Raw genomic sequence first — 19,543 nt, 5'->3', positions numbered from 1 at the left:
CGACTCCTCGGGTTACGCCTGCTTGGTTTCCCAGAAGATCTTCGAGATCTCCTCGATCTTGCCCAGCAGGTTCTCCGCCACGGCCGGGTCCACGGAGCCCTTCGCCCCGCCGGCGCCGGCCAGCTTGGTCGCCTCGTTGAAGAGGCCGTTCAACTGAGGGTACTTCTCGAAGTGCGGGGCCTTGAAGTAGTCGGTCCACAGCACCCACAGGTGATGCTTGACCAGCTCGGAGCGCTGCTCCTTGATGATCAGCGCCCGGGTCCGGAACTCCGGGTCGGTGCTGGCCTGGTACTTCTGGGCGATCGCCTTGACCGACTCGGCCTCGATGCGGGCCTGCGCCGGGTCGTAGACGCCACAGGGCAGATCGCAGTGGGCGCTCACGACGGTGCGCGGGCGGAAGAAGCGTGACGTACGCATCAGGATCCTGTTCTTTCCGGGGTCAACGTGGTGAAGGGCAACGTGATGAACTCTCGGGCATGGTGGACGAGTCGGCCGTCCTCCGGTCCGTGGAACACGTCGAGCACTTGCGCGACCACGATCGTCGAGTCGCCGACGGGCACGAGCTGCAACGGCGCGACCCGCATGGCGGCGAGCGCGTCGGGCAGGATCGGTTCTCCTGACGGCAACGTGCTCCAGCCTTGTTCGGGAGTGAAGCGCGCTCCACCCGTACGCGCAAAATCCCCTGCCAGAGCCGCGTGTTTCGGACCCAGCAGGTGCACGACGAAGCTTGCTGCCTGTAGCAGTGCCCGCGCCGACGGGGTGCCCATGACGGAGAACGACAGCGCCGGGGGACTGACCGACACCGACGCGACACTGGATGCCGTCAGGCCCACCGGGCCCGCAGGGGAGGCCGCGCTGATGACTGCCACGCCCGTCGGGTACCTGCGGAAGGCACCCTTGAGCCGCTCGCCGATGTCGTCCATGACGTGATCCACGGGTTGACGGTAAAACTTCAACGGCGCTTGAAGTCAACAGCGACTTGCTTCCTCCAATCGGACCGGGCCCTGGCCGCGGCGGCCGAGACCGTCCTCGGGGTTCATCAGCGCGCACGACTTCATGGAGAGGCAGCCGCAGCCGATACAGCTCGTGAGCTGGTGTTCCAGGTTCTCGATGTAGCGCCGCCGGCCCTCCAGCTCGCCCTTCCAGGCCCGCGAGACGCGCTGCCACTCCTCCTGGGTCGGCGCGCTGTCCGCGGGCAGGGTGGCGAAGATCTCGGCGACGCTGGTGAGATGGATGCCGAGCCGCTTGGCGACCAGGATCAGCGAGATGCGCCGCAGCATGTGCCGGGGGTAGAGACGCTGGTTGCCACCGTTGCGCTCGGCGGTGATCAGCCCCTTGGCCTCGTAGAAGCGCAGGGCCGACGCCGACACCCCCGTGCGGTGCATGACCTCGCCGACAGTGAGACGGTCCTCCGGATCCATCCGCGCACGATAGAACCTCAACCTTGGTTGAGATCAAGGATGATCAGCTGTTGCGTCGCCCGGGTCATCGCTACGTAGCGGTCGACGGCTCCGTACCGCTTCGGGTCGACGAGGACGACCAGGTCGAACTCGAGCCCCTTCGACAGTTCGGGGGTCAGGTACCGGACCCGGGCGGTGTCCTCGCCGCCGGCTGCACCGATCACGCAGGCGACTCCCTCCGCGTGCGTGGCCAGCCAGGACTCGAGGATCGAGCTCAATGCCGACACCGATGTGTGTACGACGGGAAGCCCACTGTTCCTGATGGAGATCGGCACGTTGGCGTCGGGAAGCGCCGCCCGGATGACGGGTTCGGCCTCCGCCATGATCTCCGCGGGCGTGCGGTAGTTGATGCTCAGCGTCGCCAGCTCGACCCGGTCCAGCCCGATCCGTTCCAGCCGCTCGCGCCACGACTCCGTGAACCCGTGCCGGGCCTGGGCGCGGTCCCCGACGATGGTGAAACTGCGTGACGGGCAGCGCAGCAGCAGCATCTGCCACTCCGCGTCGGTCAGCTCCTGCGCCTCGTCCACGACGACGTGCGCGAACGGCCCGGCGAGCAGATCCGGGCTGGTCGTCCGCAGTGCCGCCTCGTCCACCATCGAGCCCTGGATGTCGCTGCCGCGCAGCATCCCGTGCATCATCGTCAGCTCGTCCTCGCCGTCGACCTCCACGGCGAGCAGGTCGTCGACGACCCGGGACATCCGCGCGCGTTCGGCGGCGACGGCGGCGTCCTGCCGGCGCCGTCGCCGGGACACCTCGGGATCGCCGAGCCGTTGCCGGGCAGCGTCCAGCAGGGGGAGGTCCGGCACGGTCCAGGCCTGGGGGTCGGCGCGCTGCAGGGTGCGTACGTCCTCGGGGCTGAGCCAGGGCGCGCATTTACGCAGGTAGGCAGGCACCGACCACAGGTCCGCGACGAGGTCGGCGGCGTCGATCAGCGGCCACGCCCGGTTGAACGCGCCGAGCAGTTCCTCGTTGCCGCGCAGTTCCCGCTCGTCGCCGTCGTACTTGTCCATCAGGATCGCGATCAGCTCGTCCCACACCTGGTCGCGGGCCTCGTTGTGCGCGGTGCCGGGCGACGGGGTGTCGAACGCCTCGGCCCAGTCGGCGGCGGTCAGGCGTACCTCGGACCAGTCCGTGGAGACCGTCATTCCCTTCGCGGGTGGCTCCTCGTAGAACCGGACGGCCGCCTCGATCGCCTTGACAAGGTCCGCGGACGACTTGAGCCGGGCCACCTCCGGATCCTTCTCGTCTGCCGCTGCGGCACCCTGCGCCACGAGGTCCCGCAGGGTGCAGGTCTGCACGTCCTCCTCGCCGAGACTGGGCAGCACATCGGCGACATAGTTCAGGTACGGCTGGTGCGGGCCGACGAACAGCACCCCGCCCCTGCGCGGGCCGAGCCGGGGATCGGAATACAGCAGGTACGCCGTACGGTGCAGCGCGACAACGGTTTTCCCCGTGCCGGGCCCGCCGTCGACGACGAGCGCCCCGCTCGACCCCGCCCGGATGATGGCGTCCTGATCGGCCTGGATGGTGCCCAGCACGTCACGCATCCGCGCCGACCGGTTGCTGCCGAGGCTGGCGATGAACGCGGACTGGTCGTCGAGCGCTGCCGCGTGCCCCTCGAACCCGTCCGCGGTGAAGACCTCGTCCCAGTAGTCGGTGATCCGGCCGCGGGTCCAGCGGTAACGGCGGCGGCTCGCCAGCCCCATCGGGTTCGCGTGGGTCGCCCCGAAGAACGGCTCGGCCGCGGGCGAGCGCCAGTCGAGCAACAGGTGCCGGCCCGCGTTGTCGGTCAGCCCGAGACGCCCGACGTACACCGGCTCTGGATCTTCTTGGCCGATCATGTGGCCCAGGCACAGATCAAGACCGAAACGCCGCAGGGTACGCAGCCGCGCGGTCAGCCGGTGCACCTCCATGTCCCGGTCCATCGCCTGCTGACCCGTGCCACCGGGCGCCTTCCGCTCGGCGTCGAGCCGCTCGGACAACTCGGCCACACGCTCGCGCATGCTCGCGGCGATCGCCGCGAAGTGGTGCTCGTCGCGGGTGATCAGCCTCGGGTCGGCCTTGGCGTTGTCGGGCAGATCGAACGCGCTGGTCGTCACATCGGCCACGGGCGGGCTCCCATTTGCGTAGATTTTCGGCTTCGAACGACGATTCTGCGGCATGACCCGGGTCTTGCCACAAGCCCGGGGGTGCGATATACGTTAGAAAGGGCGAGGAGTGCGTACACCTCCGGCTCTTTGAAAAATCTCTTCGTTTGCCACAACCGATTCGCGGCGGATCGCGTCGGTGGTTCGTGACATGCGACGGGAGTACAGATGACTGACGCGGACCCGGAGGGGTTTGCCGCCTACGTCCGCGGGCGGGCGGTGCCGCTGAGACGCTCGGCGTACCTGCTCTGCGGCGACACCCATCAGGCCGATGACCTGGTGCAGGAGGCGCTGACCACCGTCTACTCCAAGTGGCGGCTGGTGTCGCGCGCGGACAACGTCGACGCGTACGTGCAGCGGATCCTCGTGCGGACCTTCATCAACGAGCGGCGGCGCGGCTGGTGGAAGGTGCGGCTGTTCGGTGCCACCGCCCCCGACCTGCCCGAATCCGGCTCCGGCGTGGAGGAGAAGCAGGTGCTGCGCGCGGCGCTGTCCCGGCTCACCCCCGGCCAGCAGGCCGTACTGGTGCTGCGCTTCCTGTGCGATCGCAGCGTCGCGGACGTCGCCATGCTGCTCGACTGCTCCGAAGGAACCGTCAAATCGCAGACCAGCCACGCCCTCTCCGCCCTGCGCAAGATCCTCGGCACCCGCCGGCCGGAAATGACCCTGAAGGGAGCCCGATGAGCAACAACGACGACGCCCGCGCCCTGCTCGGCCCGCTGGCCGGCGAGCCCGTCGGCGCGCAGCGGCTCGACCTCACGGAGATCATCCGGGCCGGCGATCGGCGACGCAGGACCCGCACCTGGGGCACCACGGCGCTGGCGGTGGTGGCCGTGGCGGCGGTGGGTGCGGGGACGGCGGTCTCCGTGCGGAACACGGCGCACCCGAGTGGCGTACCCATGTCCTCTCCGAGCTTCCCCTCTCCCGGCGCCCCCTCTCCCGGCGCCTCTGCACCCGCGCCGAGCCGGTCACCCGCCCCGGTCGGCGCCGAATGCCGCAGCGCATTCCTGCCAGGACCGACCACCATGGTGTACGCCGTGGATCACACCGGCCGGTACGTGCTGGAGGAGCAGAAGAGCAGCGGCGGCAAGGTGAAAGCGGTCGTGTGGCGGAGCGGCGCGAAGGTCTCCGAGGTCACGCTGCCCACGTTCACGGACGCGAGCTACGCGCTGAACGGCAAGGGCGAGTTCGTGGTCACCATCACCTCCGCTTCGGGCCGGACCACGCCGTACGTCTACGCGGACGGGTCGTTGACCGCGCTCAAAGGCGGCAACGGAGTCGCCGTAGCGATCACCGACAACGGCCGGATCGCGGGCTCGCAGCAACCCGGCTCGGCGGTCGTCTGGCAGCGCCCCGACGCCGAGCCCACCAAGCTGGCACTGCCGGACGGCTACTACGCCGGCGGGGCGGACGGCATGGACGAGAGCGGCACCGTCATCGGCTACCTCCAGGGCGGCGGATCGACGAAGGCGGCGCTGTGGCTGCCCGACGGAAGCGTCCGGGAACTGCCCGCACCGGCCGGGCGCGACGAGCGTTCCCTGACCGGGATCGCGAACGGCTGGGCCGTGGGCTCGGACACCGTCCCCGGCCAGGGCTTCGTCACCGGCTTCCGCTACAACGTCGTCACCGGAAAATCCGAGGAACTGCCCGCCCAGTTCGGCGCACCGCAGGTGGCGGGCGGCGAAGGAAGCATGATCGGCCTGTACGACGACGCGAAGACGTACGTGTACGTCAACGGCGTGGCTCGCCCCCTCGGCCGGGCCCCGGTGGACGGCCTCCTCGGTGTCCTCGGTATCAGCGACGACGGCAGAACCGTAACCGGCAGCATCTACATCTTCACCCAGAAGGGCGACCGGAACAGCGGCCGCGCCGTGACCTGGACCTGCGACTGAGTCTCGCGCGGCCCCCGGTTTCCAGTGTCGGATTCCAGTCTCTCCGGAGCTCGTAGGTTATCGTACGTGTGTTCTATTCTGGGTCTCATGTTGGCGGAGTTGGAGCGGTTGAGCAAGGGGGCGGCGGAGCTTGCCGCTGCTCCTTTGTGGCCGTTGTCCGATCATGATGTGACGGGGATGCTGCACGCTGCGCATCATCTTGCGCAGGTCGCCACGGTGCTGCAGGCGCGGCTGGTCCGTCAGGCCTGCAGTCGGGGTATCCCCGAAGCTCAGGGGTACCGCAACGCGAAGGGCTGGTTGCGTTCGCTGTTGCTGGTTGATCCGCAACCGGCTCGGGAGCTTGTTGCTCATGCTGAGGTGTTGCAGCGTCCGGTGCTCGGGCAGGCTGTTCTTGATGGTCGTGTTGATCTGCGTCAGGCTGCGGTGATCGTGGAGACTCTTGATGCTCTGCCGGATGATCTTGCTCAGACTGATGGGGCGGTGGATACGTACGCGATTGTGGAGCTGGCCGAGACTGCTCTGCTGGATATGGCGGGGGAGTTTCCTGCTTATCAGTTGCGTCGTGTGGGGGAGCGGATCCTCGAGCATGTCGCGCCGGGGGTCGCTGATCAGGCTGGGGCGGCTGCTCTGGCCCGGCAGGAGGCTCGTGTTCGTCCCCGGCGTGGGTTCACGATGTCGTTGCCGGTCAATGGCATGGTCCGGTTGTCCGGTGCTTTAGGTCTTGAAGACGCCGCAGTGGTGCAGGCTGCCTTGCATCCGTTGTGTGTGCCGAGTCCGGATGACAAGCGGACTCCGGCGCAGCAGCGTGCTGACGCGCTGACGGAGGTTTGCCGGGTGGTGTTGCGGACTGCCGAGCTGCCCGTCGATGGTGGTGAGCCGCCGCAACTGTCGGTGTCGGTCGCCTATGACCCGCTGGCTCAGACGCTGGGTGTCGGGACGACCGATACCGGGGTGCGGGTGTCGCCTGAGACGGTGCGGCGCCTGGCCTGTGATGCCCGGGTTCTGCCTGTGGTTCTGGGTGGTCAGGGGCAGGTCCTCAATGCCGGCCGTCGTCGGCGTCTGGCTTCGGGGGCGTTGCGTCGTGTTCTGCATTTGCGTGATCGTGGTTGTGGGTTTCCAGGCTGTGATCGGCCGCCGCGGTGGACGGAGGCGCATCATGTCTGGTTCTGGGCGGATGGTGGCCCTACGAATGTGGACAATATGGTGCTGTTGTGTGTGCGGCACCACAAGGTTCTGCATGATCCGGGGGCGGGCTGGCGGATCCGGTTCGGACCTGACCGGCGTCCGGACTTCATTCCGCCACCGGACGTCGACCCGTATCAGAAACCCTGCCGCAACCAATACCACCAACGCCAGTAGATCCGGCCGCGCCCGCCTGCCGCTACTTGAGGGCGTTGGAGGCCAGGCGGAGGTCGGTGAAGGCCTGGTCGAGGTGGGTGTGGAGGTCGTGCGTGCGGTCGGCGCCCCAGCGGCGGACGGCGATCGCGTAGGTGTCCATTCCCACCTGAGCGCACAGTGCGGCGAGATCGTCGGTGATGCCCCGGGCCTGGAGGGCTTCGGTGAGGGCGCCGACCAGTGCCGCGTGCTTGGCCAGCGCTCGTTCCTGTAGCGCCGGCGTTGCCATGATGACCGGGTAGCGGCGCTCGGTGACCGGGAGGTTCCGCTCGATCAGCGGCACGGCCTCGTGGAAGGCGGCCCGCAGGGTGGGTAGCGGTCTGGTGCCGGCCGGCACTGCGGCGACGGCCTCGGTGAGCAGGGTGAGCAGCTCGGCCTGGCCGTCGAAGAAGACCTCGCGCTTGTCGGTGAAGTGGCGGAAGAACGTCCGCTCGGTGACGCCGGCGCGCGCGGCGATGTCGCCGGTCGTGGTCTTGTCGTAGCCCCGCTCCAGGTACAGCTCCAGCGCGGCCTCCTGCAGCCGTAGCCGCACCTCTTCACCATTGCGTGGCACAAACCGACCCTAGCACAAAAGTCAGTCACTGACGTTTCGTTGCGTCAGTGACTGACTCGTTGTACCGTCAGTTTCTGACATAACGTTGTGTCAGTTACTGACGAAAAGAAGGCCCCCATGGAACAGCGTTTCCTCGGCAGGACGGTCGTCGTCACCGGAGCGAGTTCCGGCATCGGCGACGGCATCGCCCGCCGGTTTGCGGCCGAAGGGGCGAATCTCGTCCTCGCGGCACGGCGCAAGGACCGGCTGGACGCCCTCGCTGCCGAGCTCGGCGGCGACCGCGCGCTCGCCGTCGCCACCGACGTCACCAGCCAGGACGAGGTGCGGGCGATGATCGACGCCGGCGCGGCCCGGTTCGGCGGCATCGACGTCCTGGTGTCCAACGCCGGCCTCGGACTCGCCAGGGAGTTCGCCGAGACCACCCTCGCCGACTGGCGGCTGATCATGAGCACGGACGTCGACAGCTGCTTCTTCGGTGCGCAGGCGGCCCTGCCGTACCTGAAGGAGAGCCGCGGCAACATCGTGCAGATCGCCTCCGCCTCCGGGCTCGGCGGCGACCGCCGGCTCACCGCCTACAACGCGGCCAAGGGCGCGGTCGTGAACTTCACCCGCGGCCTCGCCTTCGACCTCGGCCAGTACGGCATCCGGGTCAACACCGTCGCCCCGTCGCTCACCGGCCCGGAAGAACTGGCCGACACGTACGCGGACATGATCGAACGCTTCAACGAGCGGCGCGCCCTCGCCGGCTTCAGCACCCCGGCCGACGTCGCCGCCGCGGTCAGCTTCCTGGCCTCCACCGACGCCCGCTTCATCACCGGCACCATCCTGCCCGTCGACGGCGGCATCACCGCCGGCAGCGGCCAGCCCTCCCTCTTCTGATGGCCTCAGCCCTGGCTACTTCTGATGGCCTCAGCCCTGGCTACTTCTGATGGCCTCAGCCCTCGCTCTTCCGATGACCTCAGCCCTTGCTCTTCTGACGGTTTCAGCTCTCTCGTTTAAGGACCGTTCTCATGCCTGGAATCATCGATGCGCTCGACCCCGAACTCGCCGCCGCGTTTGCGGCCCTGCCCAAGGCGGCCAACGGCACGCTGCTCGAACTCTCCGACATTCCCGGGCTGCGCGCACAACACCGCGCGTATTCGGTCCCGGTGACCCCGGATCCCCGGGTGGTGATCGAGACGCTGCGGATTGCGCGGGACGACGGGACCGAGCTCGAGGTTGTGCTGTACCGGCCCGCTGACGGCGGGCATGTTCGACGCCCGGGGCTGCTCTGGTTCCACGCCGGGGCGCAGGTGCTCGGGGAGAATGCTCGCGCCGATGACGCGTACCACACGGGGCTGGCTCTTGATCTTGATTGTGTGCTGGCCGCTGTGGGTTACCGGCTTGCGCCGGAGACGCCGGCTCCTGGCGCGGCGGAGGACGGCTGGCTCGCGTACACATATCTTGTTGCTCATGCCGGTGACCACGGGATCGATCCGGACCGGATCGGGCTTGCCGGTGCCAGCGGTGGCGGGGCACCGGCCGCGGCCACCGCGCTCATGGTGCGGGACCGCGATGGTCGGCAGCCGCGTTCGCTGTCGCTGCTCTACCCGATGCTCGACGACCGTCTCGACACACCGTCCAGCCACGACCCCGCCGCCGAGGTGGTCTTCGCTCGCCGGGACATCCAGCTCGCCTGGGAAGCGGTGCTCGGCGGGCGGGAGAACGTCCATCCGTACGCCGCGCCGGGCCGGGCCACCGACCTCACCGGCCTGCCGGACACCTTCATCGCGGTCGCCCAGTTCGACCTGCTCCGCGACGAGGGCATCGACTTCGCCGGCCGGCTACTCGCCGCGGGCGTCCCGGTCGACCTGCATCTGTACGCGCGCGCGTTCCACGCCTGGGACCGTTTTGCCGCGAAGTCGGCCCTGACCCGTTCTTTCGAACAGACCTGGCACACTTTCCTGCGCCGCAACCTGCGCAGCTGACTGGCACACCTTCTTGTGCCACAGCCTGCGCAGCTGATCCGCTCAGGCGTTGCTCAGGCCGCGCTCTGGACGAGATGGACGCTCTGGACGAGGTAGAGGACTGCGAGTGCGGTGGCCAGGCCGCCGAGCAATAGTCGCAGGGTGCGTTCGGGGAGCCGCGGCTGCAGGCGTGCGCCGAGGTAGCCACCGATGAGGCCGCCGGCGCCGCACAGCAGGCCGAGTGTCCAGTGCGGGGCGATGTCGCCGGTTGTGGTGAACGCGAGCAGGCCGTAGGTGAGCGCGCCGGCGATCGATGTGAGGAAGGTGCAGGCCAGGGCCGCCGGGGCGATGATCGTCATGGGGGTGCCACGGCCGGCGAGGATCGGGCCGAGCAGGGATCCGCCGCCGATGCCGTAGATGCCGCCGATGGTGCCGACCGCTACGCCGAGACCGAGGACGGTACGCCGGGACAGCGGGTGCCGGTCCCGGGTGCCGGGTTGAGCTGCTCGAGCGATGAGCCAGACCCCGAGAGGCAGCAGCACGACGGCCACAACAAGGCGGAAGACGCGGGGTCCGGGAATCGCGAAGACCCGGATGCAGGCGCCGAGAACCACCCCGGGCAGGGTTCCGGCGAGCAGAAGCCGTGCCAGTGATCCGGTAAGGCCGCCGGCGCGGCGGTATCGGGCGAGCGCACCGGGTCCCGCGACCACATTGAACAGCAGATTCGTCGGCGTGACCGCCGGGTTGGGAACGTGCAGCACGCTGAGCTGAACCGGCAGCAGGAACACCGCACCCGACACCCCGACCGGAGCGGTGACCAGCGAGATCACCAGTCCCGCCGCGAACCCGGCCACGCCGGTCTGCCAGGTCACCGAGATCATGGCCGCCACCATAGCCACCGGGACGCCGGCCCGGCCTGGCCCGGCCTGGCCTGGCCCGGTCCGGTCCGGGAGGCGGCGGGTGCGGGACAGGTCGACGGGGCGGGACGTGACCTCGCCGGGTTCAGCTGCAGCAGCTGCCGGGGGTGGTGTCGTCGGTGATGGTCGGGTTGCTGGTGCAGACGCCGGTTTCGGGGAGGTTGAGCTGGACGGTGCGGGCGGCCGGCCAGTCGCCGGTGAGGGCGGCGGTTACTGAGCGGGCCTGTTCGTAGCCTGTGGCCAGGAGGAATGTTGGGGCTCGGCCGTAGGATTTCGCGCCGATGGCGTAGTAGCCGGGCTCCGGGTGGGTCAGTTCGTCGACGCCGTGCGGTGGGACGGTGCCGCAGGTGTGTTCGTTCGGGTCGATGAGCGGGGCCAGGCGGCGGGTGGAGCTCATGATGGGGTCCAGGTCGAGGCGTAGCTCGCTGACCATGGTGTGGTCGGGGCGGAAGCCGGTTGCTGACACGATGCGGTCGGCGGTGACGGTGCGGTGCCCGTCGGAGACCTCGATGCTGGTGCCGGCCGGGGACAGGCGCTGGACGCCGAAGCCCGTCAGGAGGGTGATCGTGCCGTGGTCGACGTGTGCGCGAAGGCGGGTGCCGATTGCACCGCGTGCGGGCAGGGCGTCAGCTTCGCCGCCGCCGTAGGCGCGAGTGGGGTCGGTGGCGCGGATCGCCCAGGTGACGGTGGTGCCGGGCTCCTGTCCGGCGAGGTCGGCCAGGGCGAGCAGGGTGTTCGCCGCGGAATGTCCGGCGCCCACGACCAGGGTCCGGCGGCCGGCGAAACGGTCGCGGTCGCGGCCGAGGACGTCGGGCAGTGCCGGTTCGATGGCGGCGGCAGCGGCGGTCTCACCGTGCGCGGGGATGCCGGAGGAGCCCAGTACGTTGGGCAGGTCCCAGGTGCCGGAGGCGTCGATGACCGCGGTGGCCAGGACGTCGGTGCCGTCGGCGAGACGCACGAGGAACGGGGTGGTCTCACGGCCGGCCGTCCTGACCCGGTCCAGGCCGAGCCGGGTGACGGCGGTGACGCGGGCGCCGTAACGGATGTGCGGCTTGATCGCGGGCAGGTCGGCGAGGGGCTGCAGGTAGTCGGCGGCGAGCTGGGCGCCGGTGGGCAGCTCGCCGTCGTCGGGGCGTATCCAACCGGCGCCGGTGAGCAGCCGGGCCGCGGCGGCGTCGATATTGAACCGCCACGGGGAGAACAGGCGGACGTGACCCCACTGCCGTACGGCGGCGGCGGGGTGCTCGCCCGCTTCGAGGAGCACGAAGCCGATGCCGCGCTCGGTCAGGTGGGCGGCGGCGGCAAGACCGACCGGGCCCGCCCCGACAACCACCACCGTGTCCGGGGTCTCGCTCATCGTACGAATCTCCTCGCATGGTGGGTGATCACTACTGCCTGATGCATACCTAGATTCTGGTCGAACCACTCGCCTCACCTTGCAATATGATTAGACGACTGTCAAGCTAAGCGCATGTCTGCTCTTCCGGTCGCCGGCCTTTCGGGTGCGGCCTGTTGCCCGCCTCTGCGGGTGCAGGCGCTGCCCGCGCAGTCGGCGGGTCAGCTGGCGCCGATGTTCAAGGCTCTCAGCGATCCGATCCGGTTGCGGCTGCTGTCCATGATCGCGTCGACCGCCGAGATCTGCGTCTGCGACCTGACCGATGCGTTCGAGGTCACGGGCGCGACGATCTCGCACCATCTGCGGGTGTTGCGCGAGGCCGGCCTGGTCGACGCGGATCGGCGCGGCACCTGGGCGTATTACCGGGTCCGGCGGGAGGCGCTCGATCTGCTCGGCAATCTGCTGACGAGCGCGGGCGCGGGCGCGGGCCCGATGCGGGAGCCGGAGTCCGGCGGCGACGATGGCAGCGCGGTGCGGCCCACGCCGGCGATGCCGATGAAGACCGATGCAAGCCATCAGGGCGCGCTGATATCAGCAAATCCTGATGTGGTGCGGTTGCTGGGTGATCCGCTCCGGGCGCAGATCGTGCGGATCCTTGCCGCCGGCCCGGCGACCACCTCGCATCTGGTCGCCGACACCGGAGCCAAGCAGCCCAACGTCTCCGGCCACCTCAAGCAGCTGCGCGAAGCGGGTGTGGTCGTGCCCGAGCCGCGGGGACGCTTCACCTACTACCGGCTCGTGCCGGAATCCCTGCAGGGTGCCGCCCTGCACCTCGCTGACCTGGCAGCCGACGCGCGGACCCACTCCGGCGCCTTCCGGGACTGCTGACCCGTGACCAGTGCCTCCACAGTCGGCGATGCCTCACCGGCGGTCGTCGGGCGGCTGTCGCGCCTCGACCGGTTCCTGCCCGGGTGGATCGGCCTGGCGATGGTCGCCGGGCTCCTGCTGGGACGTCTCATCCCCGGCTTGAACTCCGCCCTGGAGGCGGTGACGATCGGCGGCATCTCCCTGCCGATCGCGCTGGGCCTGCTCGTCATGATGTATCCGGTGCTGGCCAAGGTCCGCTACGACCGGCTCGGCGCGGTCACCGGCGACAAACGGCTGCTGATCTCCTCGCTGGCCCTCAACTGGATCGTCGGCCCGGCGCTCATGTTCGCCCTGGCCTGGACCTTCCTGGCCGGCCACGCCGAATACCGGACCGGCCTGATCATCGTCGGGCTGGCGCGCTGCATCGCCATGGTCGTCATCTGGAACGACCTGGCCTGCGGCGATCGCGAAGCTGCGGCCGTACTCGTCGCCCTGAACTCGCTCTTTCAGGTTGTCGCCTTCGGTGTTCTGGGGTGGTTCTACCTGACCGTGCTGCCGGGATGGCTGGGGCTGCCGGATGCGGGGCTGCGGGTCTCCGGCTGGGACATCGCCCGCAACGTGCTCCTCTTCCTCGGCGTCCCGCTGCTGGCCGGGTTTCTCACCCGCCGCTTCGGGGAGAGGATCAGGGGCCGCAGTTGGTACGAGGGCCGCGTCCTGCCGAAGATCGGGCCGATCGCGTTGTACGGGCTGCTGTTCACGATCGTCATCCTGTTCGCGCTGCAGGGCGACGCGATCACCGGCCGGCCGTGGGACGTGGTGCTGATCGCGGTGCCGCTGCTGGCGTACTTCGCGCTGATGTGGGGTGGCTCGTATGCGCTCGGCAGGGCCATCGGGCTGGGTTATGAACGTACGACCACGCTCGCGTTCACCGCGGCGGGCAACAACTTCGAGCTCGCCATCGCGGTCGCGATCGGCACGTTCGGGGTGACCAGCGGCCAGGCGCTCGCCGGGGTCGTCGGTCCGCTCATCGAGGTCCCGGTCCTCGTCGCCCTGGTCTATGTGAGTCTCGCGCTGCGCCGCCGGTTCTTCGCCACCCACGCTCCCCGTCTCCACCAGGAGGAAGCGCATGTCTGACAAGCCCAGCGTTCTGTTCGTCTGCGTGCACAACGCGGGCCGGTCCCAGATGGCCGCCGGGTGGCTGCGGCATCTCGCGGGGGACCGGGTCGAGGTCCGGTCCGCCGGCTCGGAGCCCGCGGACCGGATCAACCCCGCGGCCGTCGAGGTCATGCGGGAGGTCGGCATCGACATCACGGATCAGACCCCGAAGATCCTCGAGTACGACACCGTGCAGTCGTCCGACGTCATCGTCACCATGGGCTGCGGCGACGCGTGCCCGTATTTTCCCGGCAAGCGTTATGAGGACTGGAAGCTCGACGACCCGGCGGGCAGGGGCGTCGAGTCCGTGCGCCCGATCCGCGACGAGATCAGAGCCCGTATCGAGGCGCTCCTGGCGGATCTGATCCCCTGACTCGCGGGGCTCACCAGTTCAGGGTGCCGAGCTCGTCCTGCAGGGTGCCGGTCGGGCCGTCCGCGTCGAGGGTGGCCAGGCGTACGACGACCTTGGCGCTCTCCGTCACCGGGCGGCCGATGCCGAAGGCGGCGGTCATGTCGGTGGCGGTGGTGCCGGGCTCGACGGCGTTGAACTTGATGCCGGGCTGGGATTTGGCGTACTGGACGGTGAGCATGGTGGCTGCTGCCTTGGACGCCGCATAGAGCGCCAGGGGCATGCCGGACTCCGGGCGTCCGGGGTTGGTGACCGCCCAGAAAGATCCCATGCTGCTCGACACCGTGACCACCGTCGGGTTCGAGGACTTCCGGAGCAGGGGCAGGGCCGCCTCGGTCACCCGGACGATGCCCACCGCGTTGGTGTCGAACGCCCGTAGGGCCGCCGGTCCGTCGACGGGGCCGTCCGCGAGGATGCCCGCGTTGTGCACCAGGACGTCGAGCCGGCCCTCGGCGGACTCGATAACTGCCAGTGCGTTGCTCACCGACGCGTCATCGGTCACATCGAGGGGTACGCAGTGGGCGCCCAGTTCCGCCGCTGCCTTCTCGCCGCGCTCGGCGTCCCGGGCGCCGATGTAGACGGTGTGGCCCCGCTCGAGGAGCTGTCTGGCGGTCTCGAAACCGATGCCCTTGTTGGCGCCGGTGATCAGTGTGACGGTCATGCGTCTCCTCAGTTTGTTGGGCGCGCTGCTCGGCGTTGCCGGTCGCGCTGCTTGGTCGCGCTGCTTGCTCGCTGTTTTGTACCGTTCGGTTGGACGTCACCGTAACAGGTTTTGTATCGATCGGTTGGTGAGCGGGGTCACCATTTGTACCGAGCGGTAGGCTGGGGTCATGAGCACCGAGACGCCTGCCATCGGACGACCACGCGCCTTTGATGAGGAGACGGTTCTTGCCCGGGCCACGGAGGTCTTCTGGCAGTACGGGTACGAGGGCGCGTCGCTGAGTGCGCTCACCGGGGCCATGGGTATCAACCGGCCGAGCCTCTATGCCACTTTCGGCAGCAAGGAGCAGTTGTTCCGGCGTGCCTTCGCTCGCTACCACGAGGACAAGGTGGCGAACGTGCGGACGGCACTTGCGCAGCCCACGGCGTACGGTGCGATTGAGGCTTTTCTGCGCTCCAGTGCTGACGGTCTCACCGCCGGCGACCATCCCGCGGGGTGTCTTTCCATCCAGGGCGGGCTGGCCTGTTCGCCGGAGAACGGGCGCATCTCCGAGGTTCTGGCGGCGGGGCGGGCCGAGACCGAGGCTGCGCTCGGGGAACGGATGTCCCGGGCGGCGGCCGAGGGGGATCTTCCGGACGGGGTGGATGCGCGGGCTCTGGCGCGATTTGTGATGACGCTCAGCGAGGGGCATGCCGTTCATGCCGCCGCGGGGGCGAGTCGCGAAGATCTGCAGGCCTCGGTCGACATCGCCCTGCGGGCCGTCATGGGTCCGGCCCGGGGCTAGATCGACTTCGCCCTGCTCTCGCCCTGTTCTTGGCCTCTGACCTCCGGCTGATCGATGCGACGGATCGCACGTTGCTTTTTTGTCGGAGGGGGGTGTTACTCTCTGAAGGAGTTAGAACGAGTGTTCGATTCGTTCGAACGGCTGTTCCAGCCGGTGGCCGCCGCAGGCGGGCGCCTCGGGGCAGCCGCCGGGCAGATCGAGCGGTCGGGCTGACCGACCGGGAGCCGAGTTTCGCGGCGACGCTCCCACGGCACGGCGCCCGCGAAGCGCCGCGCCAGGTCCCGGGCATTCGCGGGCCCGGGCCCATCCACCAGGCAGGACCGTCGTCCGCCGCCCACGACCCCCGGGCAGCGGACGACGGACCCGCCGGCGAAAGCCCGGCCGGGTGTGGTGTGGGGAAGCTTCACACCCGGCCGGCACCCGCTGTGCCTTCCTCCGCAGCGGATCGATTCGACCAGCACGTCGGATGCGACACACGCGAGGAGAAAGCCATGGGGAGCAACCCGCCACCGGTGTCACCTGCTGCGCCCGCTCTCTGGGAGGCAGGCACCTGGGAGCCCGCTGCCGGGGAGTCCGGCGCCGCGGTTCCATCCGTGCCCGCCCGGCCGGCCGCTGATTCCATCGCACCTGCCCTTGCCGCGCCCCCTGCCCTTGCCTCGCCCGGCGGGCTTGCTCAGGTGCGTGCTGATTACGCCAGGCCTGTGCAGATGGCCGTTGATCTCTCTGCGGTCGGGCGGCCTGTTGCTGCCCCTTCCGTGCCTGCTGAGCTGGACGCTGTTCCGGTCTTCTCCGTTCCGATTTCTTCCGTGCCGGCGCCTCGCCAGGCTCCTCGTGCGGAGCTGAGTGGGCGGCCGTCGGTTTACGGGATGGCGCATGCTCCTACGGCCGGGGCGCTGGATGCTCCTACCGTTCCGGCGAATCTTCTTCCCAACCGGACTCCTGCCCAGTTGCTGGCCATCGCTCACGGGGGGCTGGTGGAGGCGGGACGGACCCGGCCGGACGGGCTTCGGTATGCGGCGGCTCATCTTGCCGCTCTGCGGGCCGCGGCTGCTGTGCTCGCCGCCCGGGCGCGGCCGGCGGCGCCCACCCGGCGTAATCAGGTGACCAGTGTGTGGTCGTTGCTGGTGCTGGTGGCTCCCGAGTTCGGGGAGTGGGCGTCCTATTTCGCGCTGGGAGCCGGCAAGCGCGCGGCGGCCGAGGCGGGGATACCCCGGGTGGTGACCGCGCGGGAGGCAGATGACCTTCTGATGGCTGCGGAGAGCTTTGTGGCTCAGGTCCAGTCGGCGCTTGGAGTGGCGTACCAGCCCCGGCTCGAAGCCGCCTAGCCGCGGCGATACCCCGGCCCGCCGGCGACGGCGGGATGTGTGGGAAGCGGTGCGGGTGGCTGCTTTCTGGCGTGCTGATTTCCGCCTGAAGGTCATGTTGGGTGGGTTTGTTCAGTAGGGCGGGGATATGGCCGGGCGGATGGTCGGTGGGGCTGCGGCGCTTGCCGAGCTTGTCCGGCCTGCGGGGGCCGTCGACGACGGGGGGACGCAGCGAATTCTTCCCGTTCCTCCGGCGCTGGGGAATCTGCTTCCGTGGCGGGGACTCCGGCGGGGGAGCACTGTCGCCGTGGGAGGCGCCGGGGAGCGGGAGTGGGCCGGTCGGGTGCCCGTCCCGGCGAGTCCCGTGCAGGCATTGGGCGGGGTGGGGCGTTGGGTGGGGGAGGTTTCGGGGAGCGGGGGTGCTTCGCTTCTGCTTGCGCTTCTTTCCGCTGCGTCGAGGGCGGGGTCGTGGTGTGCCGTGGTGGGGGTTCCCTCGCTGGGGGCGCTGGCTGCGGCGGAGAGCGGGATTGCGCTTGATCGGCTGGCGTTCGTGCCCAACCCGGGGCCGGAGTGGCCCACGGTGGTCGCCGCGCTCATCGACGGGGTCGATGTTGTTGTTCTGGCTGCTCCGGGGCGGGTTTCCGCGGGGGTGGCCGGGCGGTTGGCGGCTCGGGCGCGGCAGCGGGGGTGTGTTCTCGTGCCGTACGGGAGCTGGGACGGTGCCGATGTCACCCTGCAGGTCACCCAGGGGCGCTGGGAGGGGCTCGGGGAGGGGCACGGGCGGTTGCGGCGGCGGAAGGTCACCGTGGTGGCCCGGGGGCGGGGGGCGGCCGGGCGGCCCAAGGAGCTGACCATGTGGATGCCGGCCATGGCGTCGGGGGTGGCGAGAATCCCGCCGCCGAACCACGCGAAGCCCGCGGCGGTGGGCGTGCCCGCTGCCGCAGCCACGAACCCAACGGCTGTGCCTGCGGCCACGAACCCAACGGCTGTGCCTGCGGCCACGAACCCGGCGGCTGTGCCTACGGCCATCAAGCAGGCGGGTGTGCCTGCGAAGGCCATGGGGGCGGCGCTGAGTGTGGTGGGGACGGCGTGAGTGTGCGGACGTTGCTGGTCTGGTGTCCGGATTGGCCGGTTGCTGCGGCGGAGATCGTGGAGGGGGTTTCGGCTGCGGGGGCGGTGGTCGTGTTGCGGGCCAATCGGGTTGTTGCCTGTTCGGAGGCGGCTCGGGCTGAGGGGATACGGAAGGGGTTGCGGCGCAGGGAGGCGCAGAGCCGGTGCCCGCAGCTGACCGTTGTCGAGCATGATCCGGCGCGGGATGCGCGGGCGTTCGAGCCGGTGGTGGCCGCCGTGGAGGAGGTTGCCGCGGGGGTGGAGGTGGTGCAGCCGGGGGCGTGCGCCGTGGTGGCGCGGGGGCCTGCGCGTTACTTCGGCGGGGAGGAGCTCGCGGCTGAGCGGATCATCGAGCAGATCGCGCAGGCCTGCGGGGTGGAAAGCCAGATCGGTATCGCCGAGGGGGTGTTCGCGGCGGGGCTGGCTGCTCGGGACAGCAAAGTTGTCGAGGCGGGGCGTACGAAGGAGTTTCTGGCGGGGATTGCGGTTGAGGCGCTGGAGCGGCCGGAGCTGGCCGATCTGTTGAAGCGGCTGGGGATCAGGACGCTCGGGGGGTTTGCTCAGCTTCCTCGGGGTGACGTGTTGAGCCGGTTCGGGTTCGACGGGGCGCTGGCGCATCGGCTCGCGGCGGGGCTCGATCATCGGCCGTTGGCGGTGCGGGAGCCGCCGCCGGATCTGCAGGTGACCGGGTTCTACGAGGATGAACCCCTCGAGCGGGTCGACGTGGCGGCGTTCGCGGGGCGGGTGCTGGCGGAGAAGTTGCATGACCGGCTGGCGGCGTACGGGATGGCTTGCACTCGTTTGGGCATCGAGGCTGTCACCGCCGACGGCCTGGAGTTGCAGCGGGTCTGGCGCCATGACGGGCTGCTCACGGCGGCGGCGATCGCGGAACGGGTGCGGTGGCAGCTGGACGGGTGGCTGAACCGGGCGGCCCGCAACAAAACGGCGAAACCGGCCGCGGGGCTGATCCGGCTGCGGCTGGTGCCCGACGGGGTGATCGTCCATCTCGGACTGCAGCCGGGGCTGTGGGGGGACGCGGGGGCCGAACGGGAGCGGGCGCATCGGGCGCTGAGCCGGGTGCAGGGGTTGCTCGGGCCCGAGGCGGTGCTCACCGCGGTGGCGAGCGGGGGACGGTCCGCCGACGACCAGATCCGGTTTGTCCCGTGGGGGGACGAGCGCGTGGCGGCGCGACCGGGCGCTCACGTCGTACCCGTAACAGCAGTTGATCTTGAAGTGCGGGAAGAGGAAGTGCCGGTCGAAGCTGGGCAGGGGCCGCAGTGGCCCGGGCGGCTGCCGGTGCCCGCGCCCGCGCTGGTCCTTCCGCGGCCGGAGCCGGTCGTGGTGCTGGATGCCGGTGGGGCGCTGGTGGGGGTGAGTGCGCGGCTCGAGCTGACCGGGACGCCCGGGTTTCTGCAGCTGGACGGGGGCGGGCCGGCGGAGATTGTGGGGTGGGCGGGGCCGTGGCCGGTGGATGAGCGGTGGTGGGCGGCGGGGGAGGCGCGGCGGCGGGCGCGGTTCCAGGTGGCGGTGGCGGATGGGCGGGCTTTTCTGTTGTCGCTCGTGGCGGGGCATTGGGCGATCGAAGCGGTATATGACTGAGGACGAGC

At 69.7% G+C, this 19,543-nt stretch carries 20 protein-coding genes and 1 pseudogene; 13 read left to right on the top strand and 8 right to left on the bottom strand.

Translation table 11 applies throughout. The features are described 5' to 3' along the window. Window positions 1-12 precede the first annotated feature (12 nt). The 4 genes from sodN to helR are packed head-to-tail and all read right to left on the bottom strand — an operon-like array spanning window position 13 to window position 3,559. Entirely contained in the window at window positions 13-417 is a 405-nt protein-coding gene (gene sodN, locus Aco04nite_RS22010) for a superoxide dismutase, Ni (RefSeq protein ID WP_212999121.1), read from the bottom strand. After that, window positions 417-935, bottom strand: a complete 519-nt coding sequence (locus Aco04nite_RS22005) for a flavin reductase family protein (RefSeq protein ID WP_244876182.1) — start codon at window positions 933-935, stop codon at window positions 417-419. The genes sodN and Aco04nite_RS22005 overlap by 1 nt, the downstream gene beginning before the upstream one ends. Before the next feature lie 33 nt (window positions 936-968). Continuing rightward, the gene (soxR, locus tag Aco04nite_RS22000; RefSeq protein ID WP_212999120.1) at window positions 969-1,421 is read right to left on the bottom strand and encodes a redox-sensitive transcriptional activator SoxR; all 453 of its coding nucleotides are present in this window, start codon (window positions 1,419-1,421) and stop codon (window positions 969-971) included. Window positions 1,422-1,438: 17 nt separating this feature from the next. Continuing rightward, window positions 1,439-3,559 (bottom strand): RNA polymerase recycling motor ATPase HelR, encoded by a 2,121-nt coding sequence (gene helR / locus Aco04nite_RS21995; RefSeq protein ID WP_244876195.1) that lies wholly within the window; start codon window positions 3,557-3,559, stop codon window positions 1,439-1,441. Between the two features lie 216 nt (window positions 3,560-3,775). On the opposite strand from helR, the gene Aco04nite_RS21990 reads away from it, so the two are divergent. The 3 genes from Aco04nite_RS21990 (at window position 3,776) to Aco04nite_RS21980 (ending at window position 6,858) form a co-directional block, all read left to right on the top strand. After that, the gene (locus tag Aco04nite_RS21990; protein ID WP_212999118.1) at window positions 3,776-4,291 is read left to right on the top strand and encodes a SigE family RNA polymerase sigma factor; all 516 of its coding nucleotides are present in this window, start codon (window positions 3,776-3,778) and stop codon (window positions 4,289-4,291) included. Continuing rightward, window positions 4,288-5,499, top strand: coding sequence for a hypothetical protein (locus tag Aco04nite_RS21985; protein ID WP_212999117.1), 1,212 nt, complete (start codon window positions 4,288-4,290; stop codon window positions 5,497-5,499). The genes Aco04nite_RS21990 and Aco04nite_RS21985 overlap by 4 nt, the downstream gene beginning before the upstream one ends. Before the next feature lie 87 nt (window positions 5,500-5,586). Then, on the top strand, window positions 5,587-6,858 hold the full coding sequence (locus Aco04nite_RS21980; RefSeq protein ID WP_212999116.1) for an HNH endonuclease signature motif containing protein: 1,272 nt from the start codon (window positions 5,587-5,589) through the stop codon (window positions 6,856-6,858). A gap of 22 nt (window positions 6,859-6,880) precedes the next feature. On the opposite strand, the gene Aco04nite_RS21975 is transcribed toward Aco04nite_RS21980, so the two are convergent. Next, window positions 6,881-7,447, bottom strand: a complete 567-nt coding sequence (locus Aco04nite_RS21975) for a TetR/AcrR family transcriptional regulator (RefSeq protein WP_244876181.1) — start codon at window positions 7,445-7,447, stop codon at window positions 6,881-6,883. Between the two features lie 117 nt (window positions 7,448-7,564). On the opposite strand from Aco04nite_RS21975, the gene budC reads away from it, so the two are divergent. Both budC and Aco04nite_RS21965 read left to right on the top strand, forming a co-directional pair. After that, entirely contained in the window at window positions 7,565-8,326 is a 762-nt protein-coding gene (gene budC / locus Aco04nite_RS21970) for a meso-2,3-butanediol dehydrogenase (protein ID WP_212999115.1), read from the top strand. Between the two features lie 131 nt (window positions 8,327-8,457). After that, window positions 8,458-9,414 (top strand): alpha/beta hydrolase, encoded by a 957-nt coding sequence (locus Aco04nite_RS21965; protein WP_212999114.1) that lies wholly within the window; start codon window positions 8,458-8,460, stop codon window positions 9,412-9,414. Window positions 9,415-9,467: 53 nt separating this feature from the next. Here Aco04nite_RS21965 and Aco04nite_RS21960 read toward each other — a convergent pair whose 3' ends face one another. Both Aco04nite_RS21960 and Aco04nite_RS21955 read right to left on the bottom strand, forming a co-directional pair. Then, the gene (locus Aco04nite_RS21960) at window positions 9,468-10,274 is read right to left on the bottom strand and encodes a sulfite exporter TauE/SafE family protein (protein WP_212999113.1); all 807 of its coding nucleotides are present in this window, start codon (window positions 10,272-10,274) and stop codon (window positions 9,468-9,470) included. A 121-nt stretch (window positions 10,275-10,395) separates the two neighbouring features. Further along, window positions 10,396-11,667: an NAD(P)-binding domain-containing protein gene (locus tag Aco04nite_RS21955; RefSeq protein ID WP_212999112.1), complete on the bottom strand. Its 1,272-nt coding sequence runs from the start codon at window positions 11,665-11,667 to the stop codon at window positions 10,396-10,398. Window positions 11,668-11,781: 114 nt separating this feature from the next. Between Aco04nite_RS21955 and Aco04nite_RS48995 the strand changes: the two are divergent. The 4 genes and pseudogenes from Aco04nite_RS48995 to Aco04nite_RS21940 all read left to right on the top strand — a co-directional run. Beyond that, window positions 11,782-12,138, top strand: a pseudogene (locus tag Aco04nite_RS48995) (ArsR/SmtB family transcription factor); the annotation flags it as partial. Beyond that, a complete protein-coding gene (locus tag Aco04nite_RS48990; protein ID WP_308161660.1) occupies window positions 12,139-12,534 on the top strand; it encodes an ArsR/SmtB family transcription factor in 396 nt (131 codons plus the stop codon). A gap of 3 nt (window positions 12,535-12,537) precedes the next feature. Then, entirely contained in the window at window positions 12,538-13,647 is a 1,110-nt protein-coding gene (arsB, locus tag Aco04nite_RS21945) for an ACR3 family arsenite efflux transporter (RefSeq protein WP_212999110.1), read from the top strand. Continuing rightward, window positions 13,640-14,041: an arsenate reductase ArsC gene (locus Aco04nite_RS21940; RefSeq protein ID WP_212999109.1), complete on the top strand. Its 402-nt coding sequence runs from the start codon at window positions 13,640-13,642 to the stop codon at window positions 14,039-14,041. The genes arsB and Aco04nite_RS21940 overlap by 8 nt, the downstream gene beginning before the upstream one ends. Window positions 14,042-14,051: 10 nt before the next feature. Here the strand turns inward: Aco04nite_RS21940 and Aco04nite_RS21935 are convergent, their stop codons facing one another. Next, a complete protein-coding gene (locus Aco04nite_RS21935) occupies window positions 14,052-14,738 on the bottom strand; it encodes an SDR family NAD(P)-dependent oxidoreductase (RefSeq protein ID WP_212999108.1) in 687 nt (228 codons plus the stop codon). 169 nt (window positions 14,739-14,907) lie between these two features. Here Aco04nite_RS21935 and Aco04nite_RS21930 point away from each other — a divergent pair, with 169 nt between their 5' ends. The 4 genes from Aco04nite_RS21930 to Aco04nite_RS21915 all read left to right on the top strand — a co-directional run bounded on the left by Aco04nite_RS21930 (window position 14,908) and on the right by Aco04nite_RS21915 (window position 19,535). Next, a complete protein-coding gene (locus Aco04nite_RS21930; RefSeq protein WP_212999107.1) occupies window positions 14,908-15,522 on the top strand; it encodes a TetR/AcrR family transcriptional regulator in 615 nt (204 codons plus the stop codon). Window positions 15,523-16,388: 866 nt separating this feature from the next. After that, entirely contained in the window at window positions 16,389-16,847 is a 459-nt protein-coding gene (locus tag Aco04nite_RS21925; RefSeq protein ID WP_212999106.1) for an SAV_6107 family HEPN domain-containing protein, read from the top strand. 139 nt (window positions 16,848-16,986) lie between these two features. Then, window positions 16,987-17,919, top strand: a complete 933-nt coding sequence (imuA', locus tag Aco04nite_RS21920; RefSeq protein WP_438874929.1) for a DnaE2-dependent mutagenesis accessory factor ImuA' — start codon at window positions 16,987-16,989, stop codon at window positions 17,917-17,919. After that, entirely contained in the window at window positions 17,916-19,535 is a 1,620-nt protein-coding gene (locus tag Aco04nite_RS21915; protein WP_244876179.1) for a DNA polymerase Y family protein, read from the top strand. The genes imuA' and Aco04nite_RS21915 overlap by 4 nt, the downstream gene beginning before the upstream one ends. The last annotated feature ends 8 nt before the right edge of the window (window positions 19,536-19,543 follow it).

Source organism: Winogradskya consettensis (genome assembly GCF_018332715.1).
GTDB classification, from domain to species: domain Bacteria; phylum Actinomycetota; class Actinomycetes; order Mycobacteriales; family Micromonosporaceae; genus Actinoplanes; species Actinoplanes consettensis.
The sequence above is the reverse complement of the archived record's forward strand: the minus strand, read 5'-3'. Positions and strand labels throughout refer to the sequence as shown.

Excerpts from the sequence above, each read along its gene's own strand:
- sodN (WP_212999121.1), bottom strand. The coding sequence starts at position 417 with ATGCGTACGTCACGCTTCTTCCGCCCGCGCACCGTCGTGAGCGCCCAC.
- soxR (WP_212999120.1), bottom strand. The coding sequence starts at position 1,421 with ATGGATCCGGAGGACCGTCTCACTGTCGGCGAGGTCATGCACCGCACG.
- Aco04nite_RS21990 (WP_212999118.1), top strand. The coding sequence starts at position 3,776 with ATGACTGACGCGGACCCGGAGGGGTTTGCCGCCTACGTCCGCGGGCGG.
- Aco04nite_RS21985 (WP_212999117.1), top strand. The coding sequence starts at position 4,288 with ATGAGCAACAACGACGACGCCCGCGCCCTGCTCGGCCCGCTGGCCGGC.
- Aco04nite_RS21980 (WP_212999116.1), top strand. The coding sequence starts at position 5,587 with ATGTTGGCGGAGTTGGAGCGGTTGAGCAAGGGGGCGGCGGAGCTTGCC.
- budC (WP_212999115.1), top strand. The coding sequence starts at position 7,565 with ATGGAACAGCGTTTCCTCGGCAGGACGGTCGTCGTCACCGGAGCGAGT.
- Aco04nite_RS21965 (WP_212999114.1), top strand. The coding sequence starts at position 8,458 with ATGCCTGGAATCATCGATGCGCTCGACCCCGAACTCGCCGCCGCGTTT.
- Aco04nite_RS21960 (WP_212999113.1), bottom strand. The coding sequence starts at position 10,274 with ATGATCTCGGTGACCTGGCAGACCGGCGTGGCCGGGTTCGCGGCGGGA.
- Aco04nite_RS21955 (WP_212999112.1), bottom strand. The coding sequence starts at position 11,667 with ATGAGCGAGACCCCGGACACGGTGGTGGTTGTCGGGGCGGGCCCGGTC.
- Aco04nite_RS48990 (WP_308161660.1), top strand. The coding sequence starts at position 12,139 with ATGCGGGAGCCGGAGTCCGGCGGCGACGATGGCAGCGCGGTGCGGCCC.
- Aco04nite_RS21940 (WP_212999109.1), top strand. The coding sequence starts at position 13,640 with ATGTCTGACAAGCCCAGCGTTCTGTTCGTCTGCGTGCACAACGCGGGC.
- Aco04nite_RS21935 (WP_212999108.1), bottom strand. The coding sequence starts at position 14,738 with ATGACCGTCACACTGATCACCGGCGCCAACAAGGGCATCGGTTTCGAG.
- Aco04nite_RS21930 (WP_212999107.1), top strand. The coding sequence starts at position 14,908 with ATGAGCACCGAGACGCCTGCCATCGGACGACCACGCGCCTTTGATGAG.
- Aco04nite_RS21925 (WP_212999106.1), top strand. The coding sequence starts at position 16,389 with ATGGCGCATGCTCCTACGGCCGGGGCGCTGGATGCTCCTACCGTTCCG.
- imuA' (WP_438874929.1), top strand. The coding sequence starts at position 16,987 with ATGGTCGGTGGGGCTGCGGCGCTTGCCGAGCTTGTCCGGCCTGCGGGG.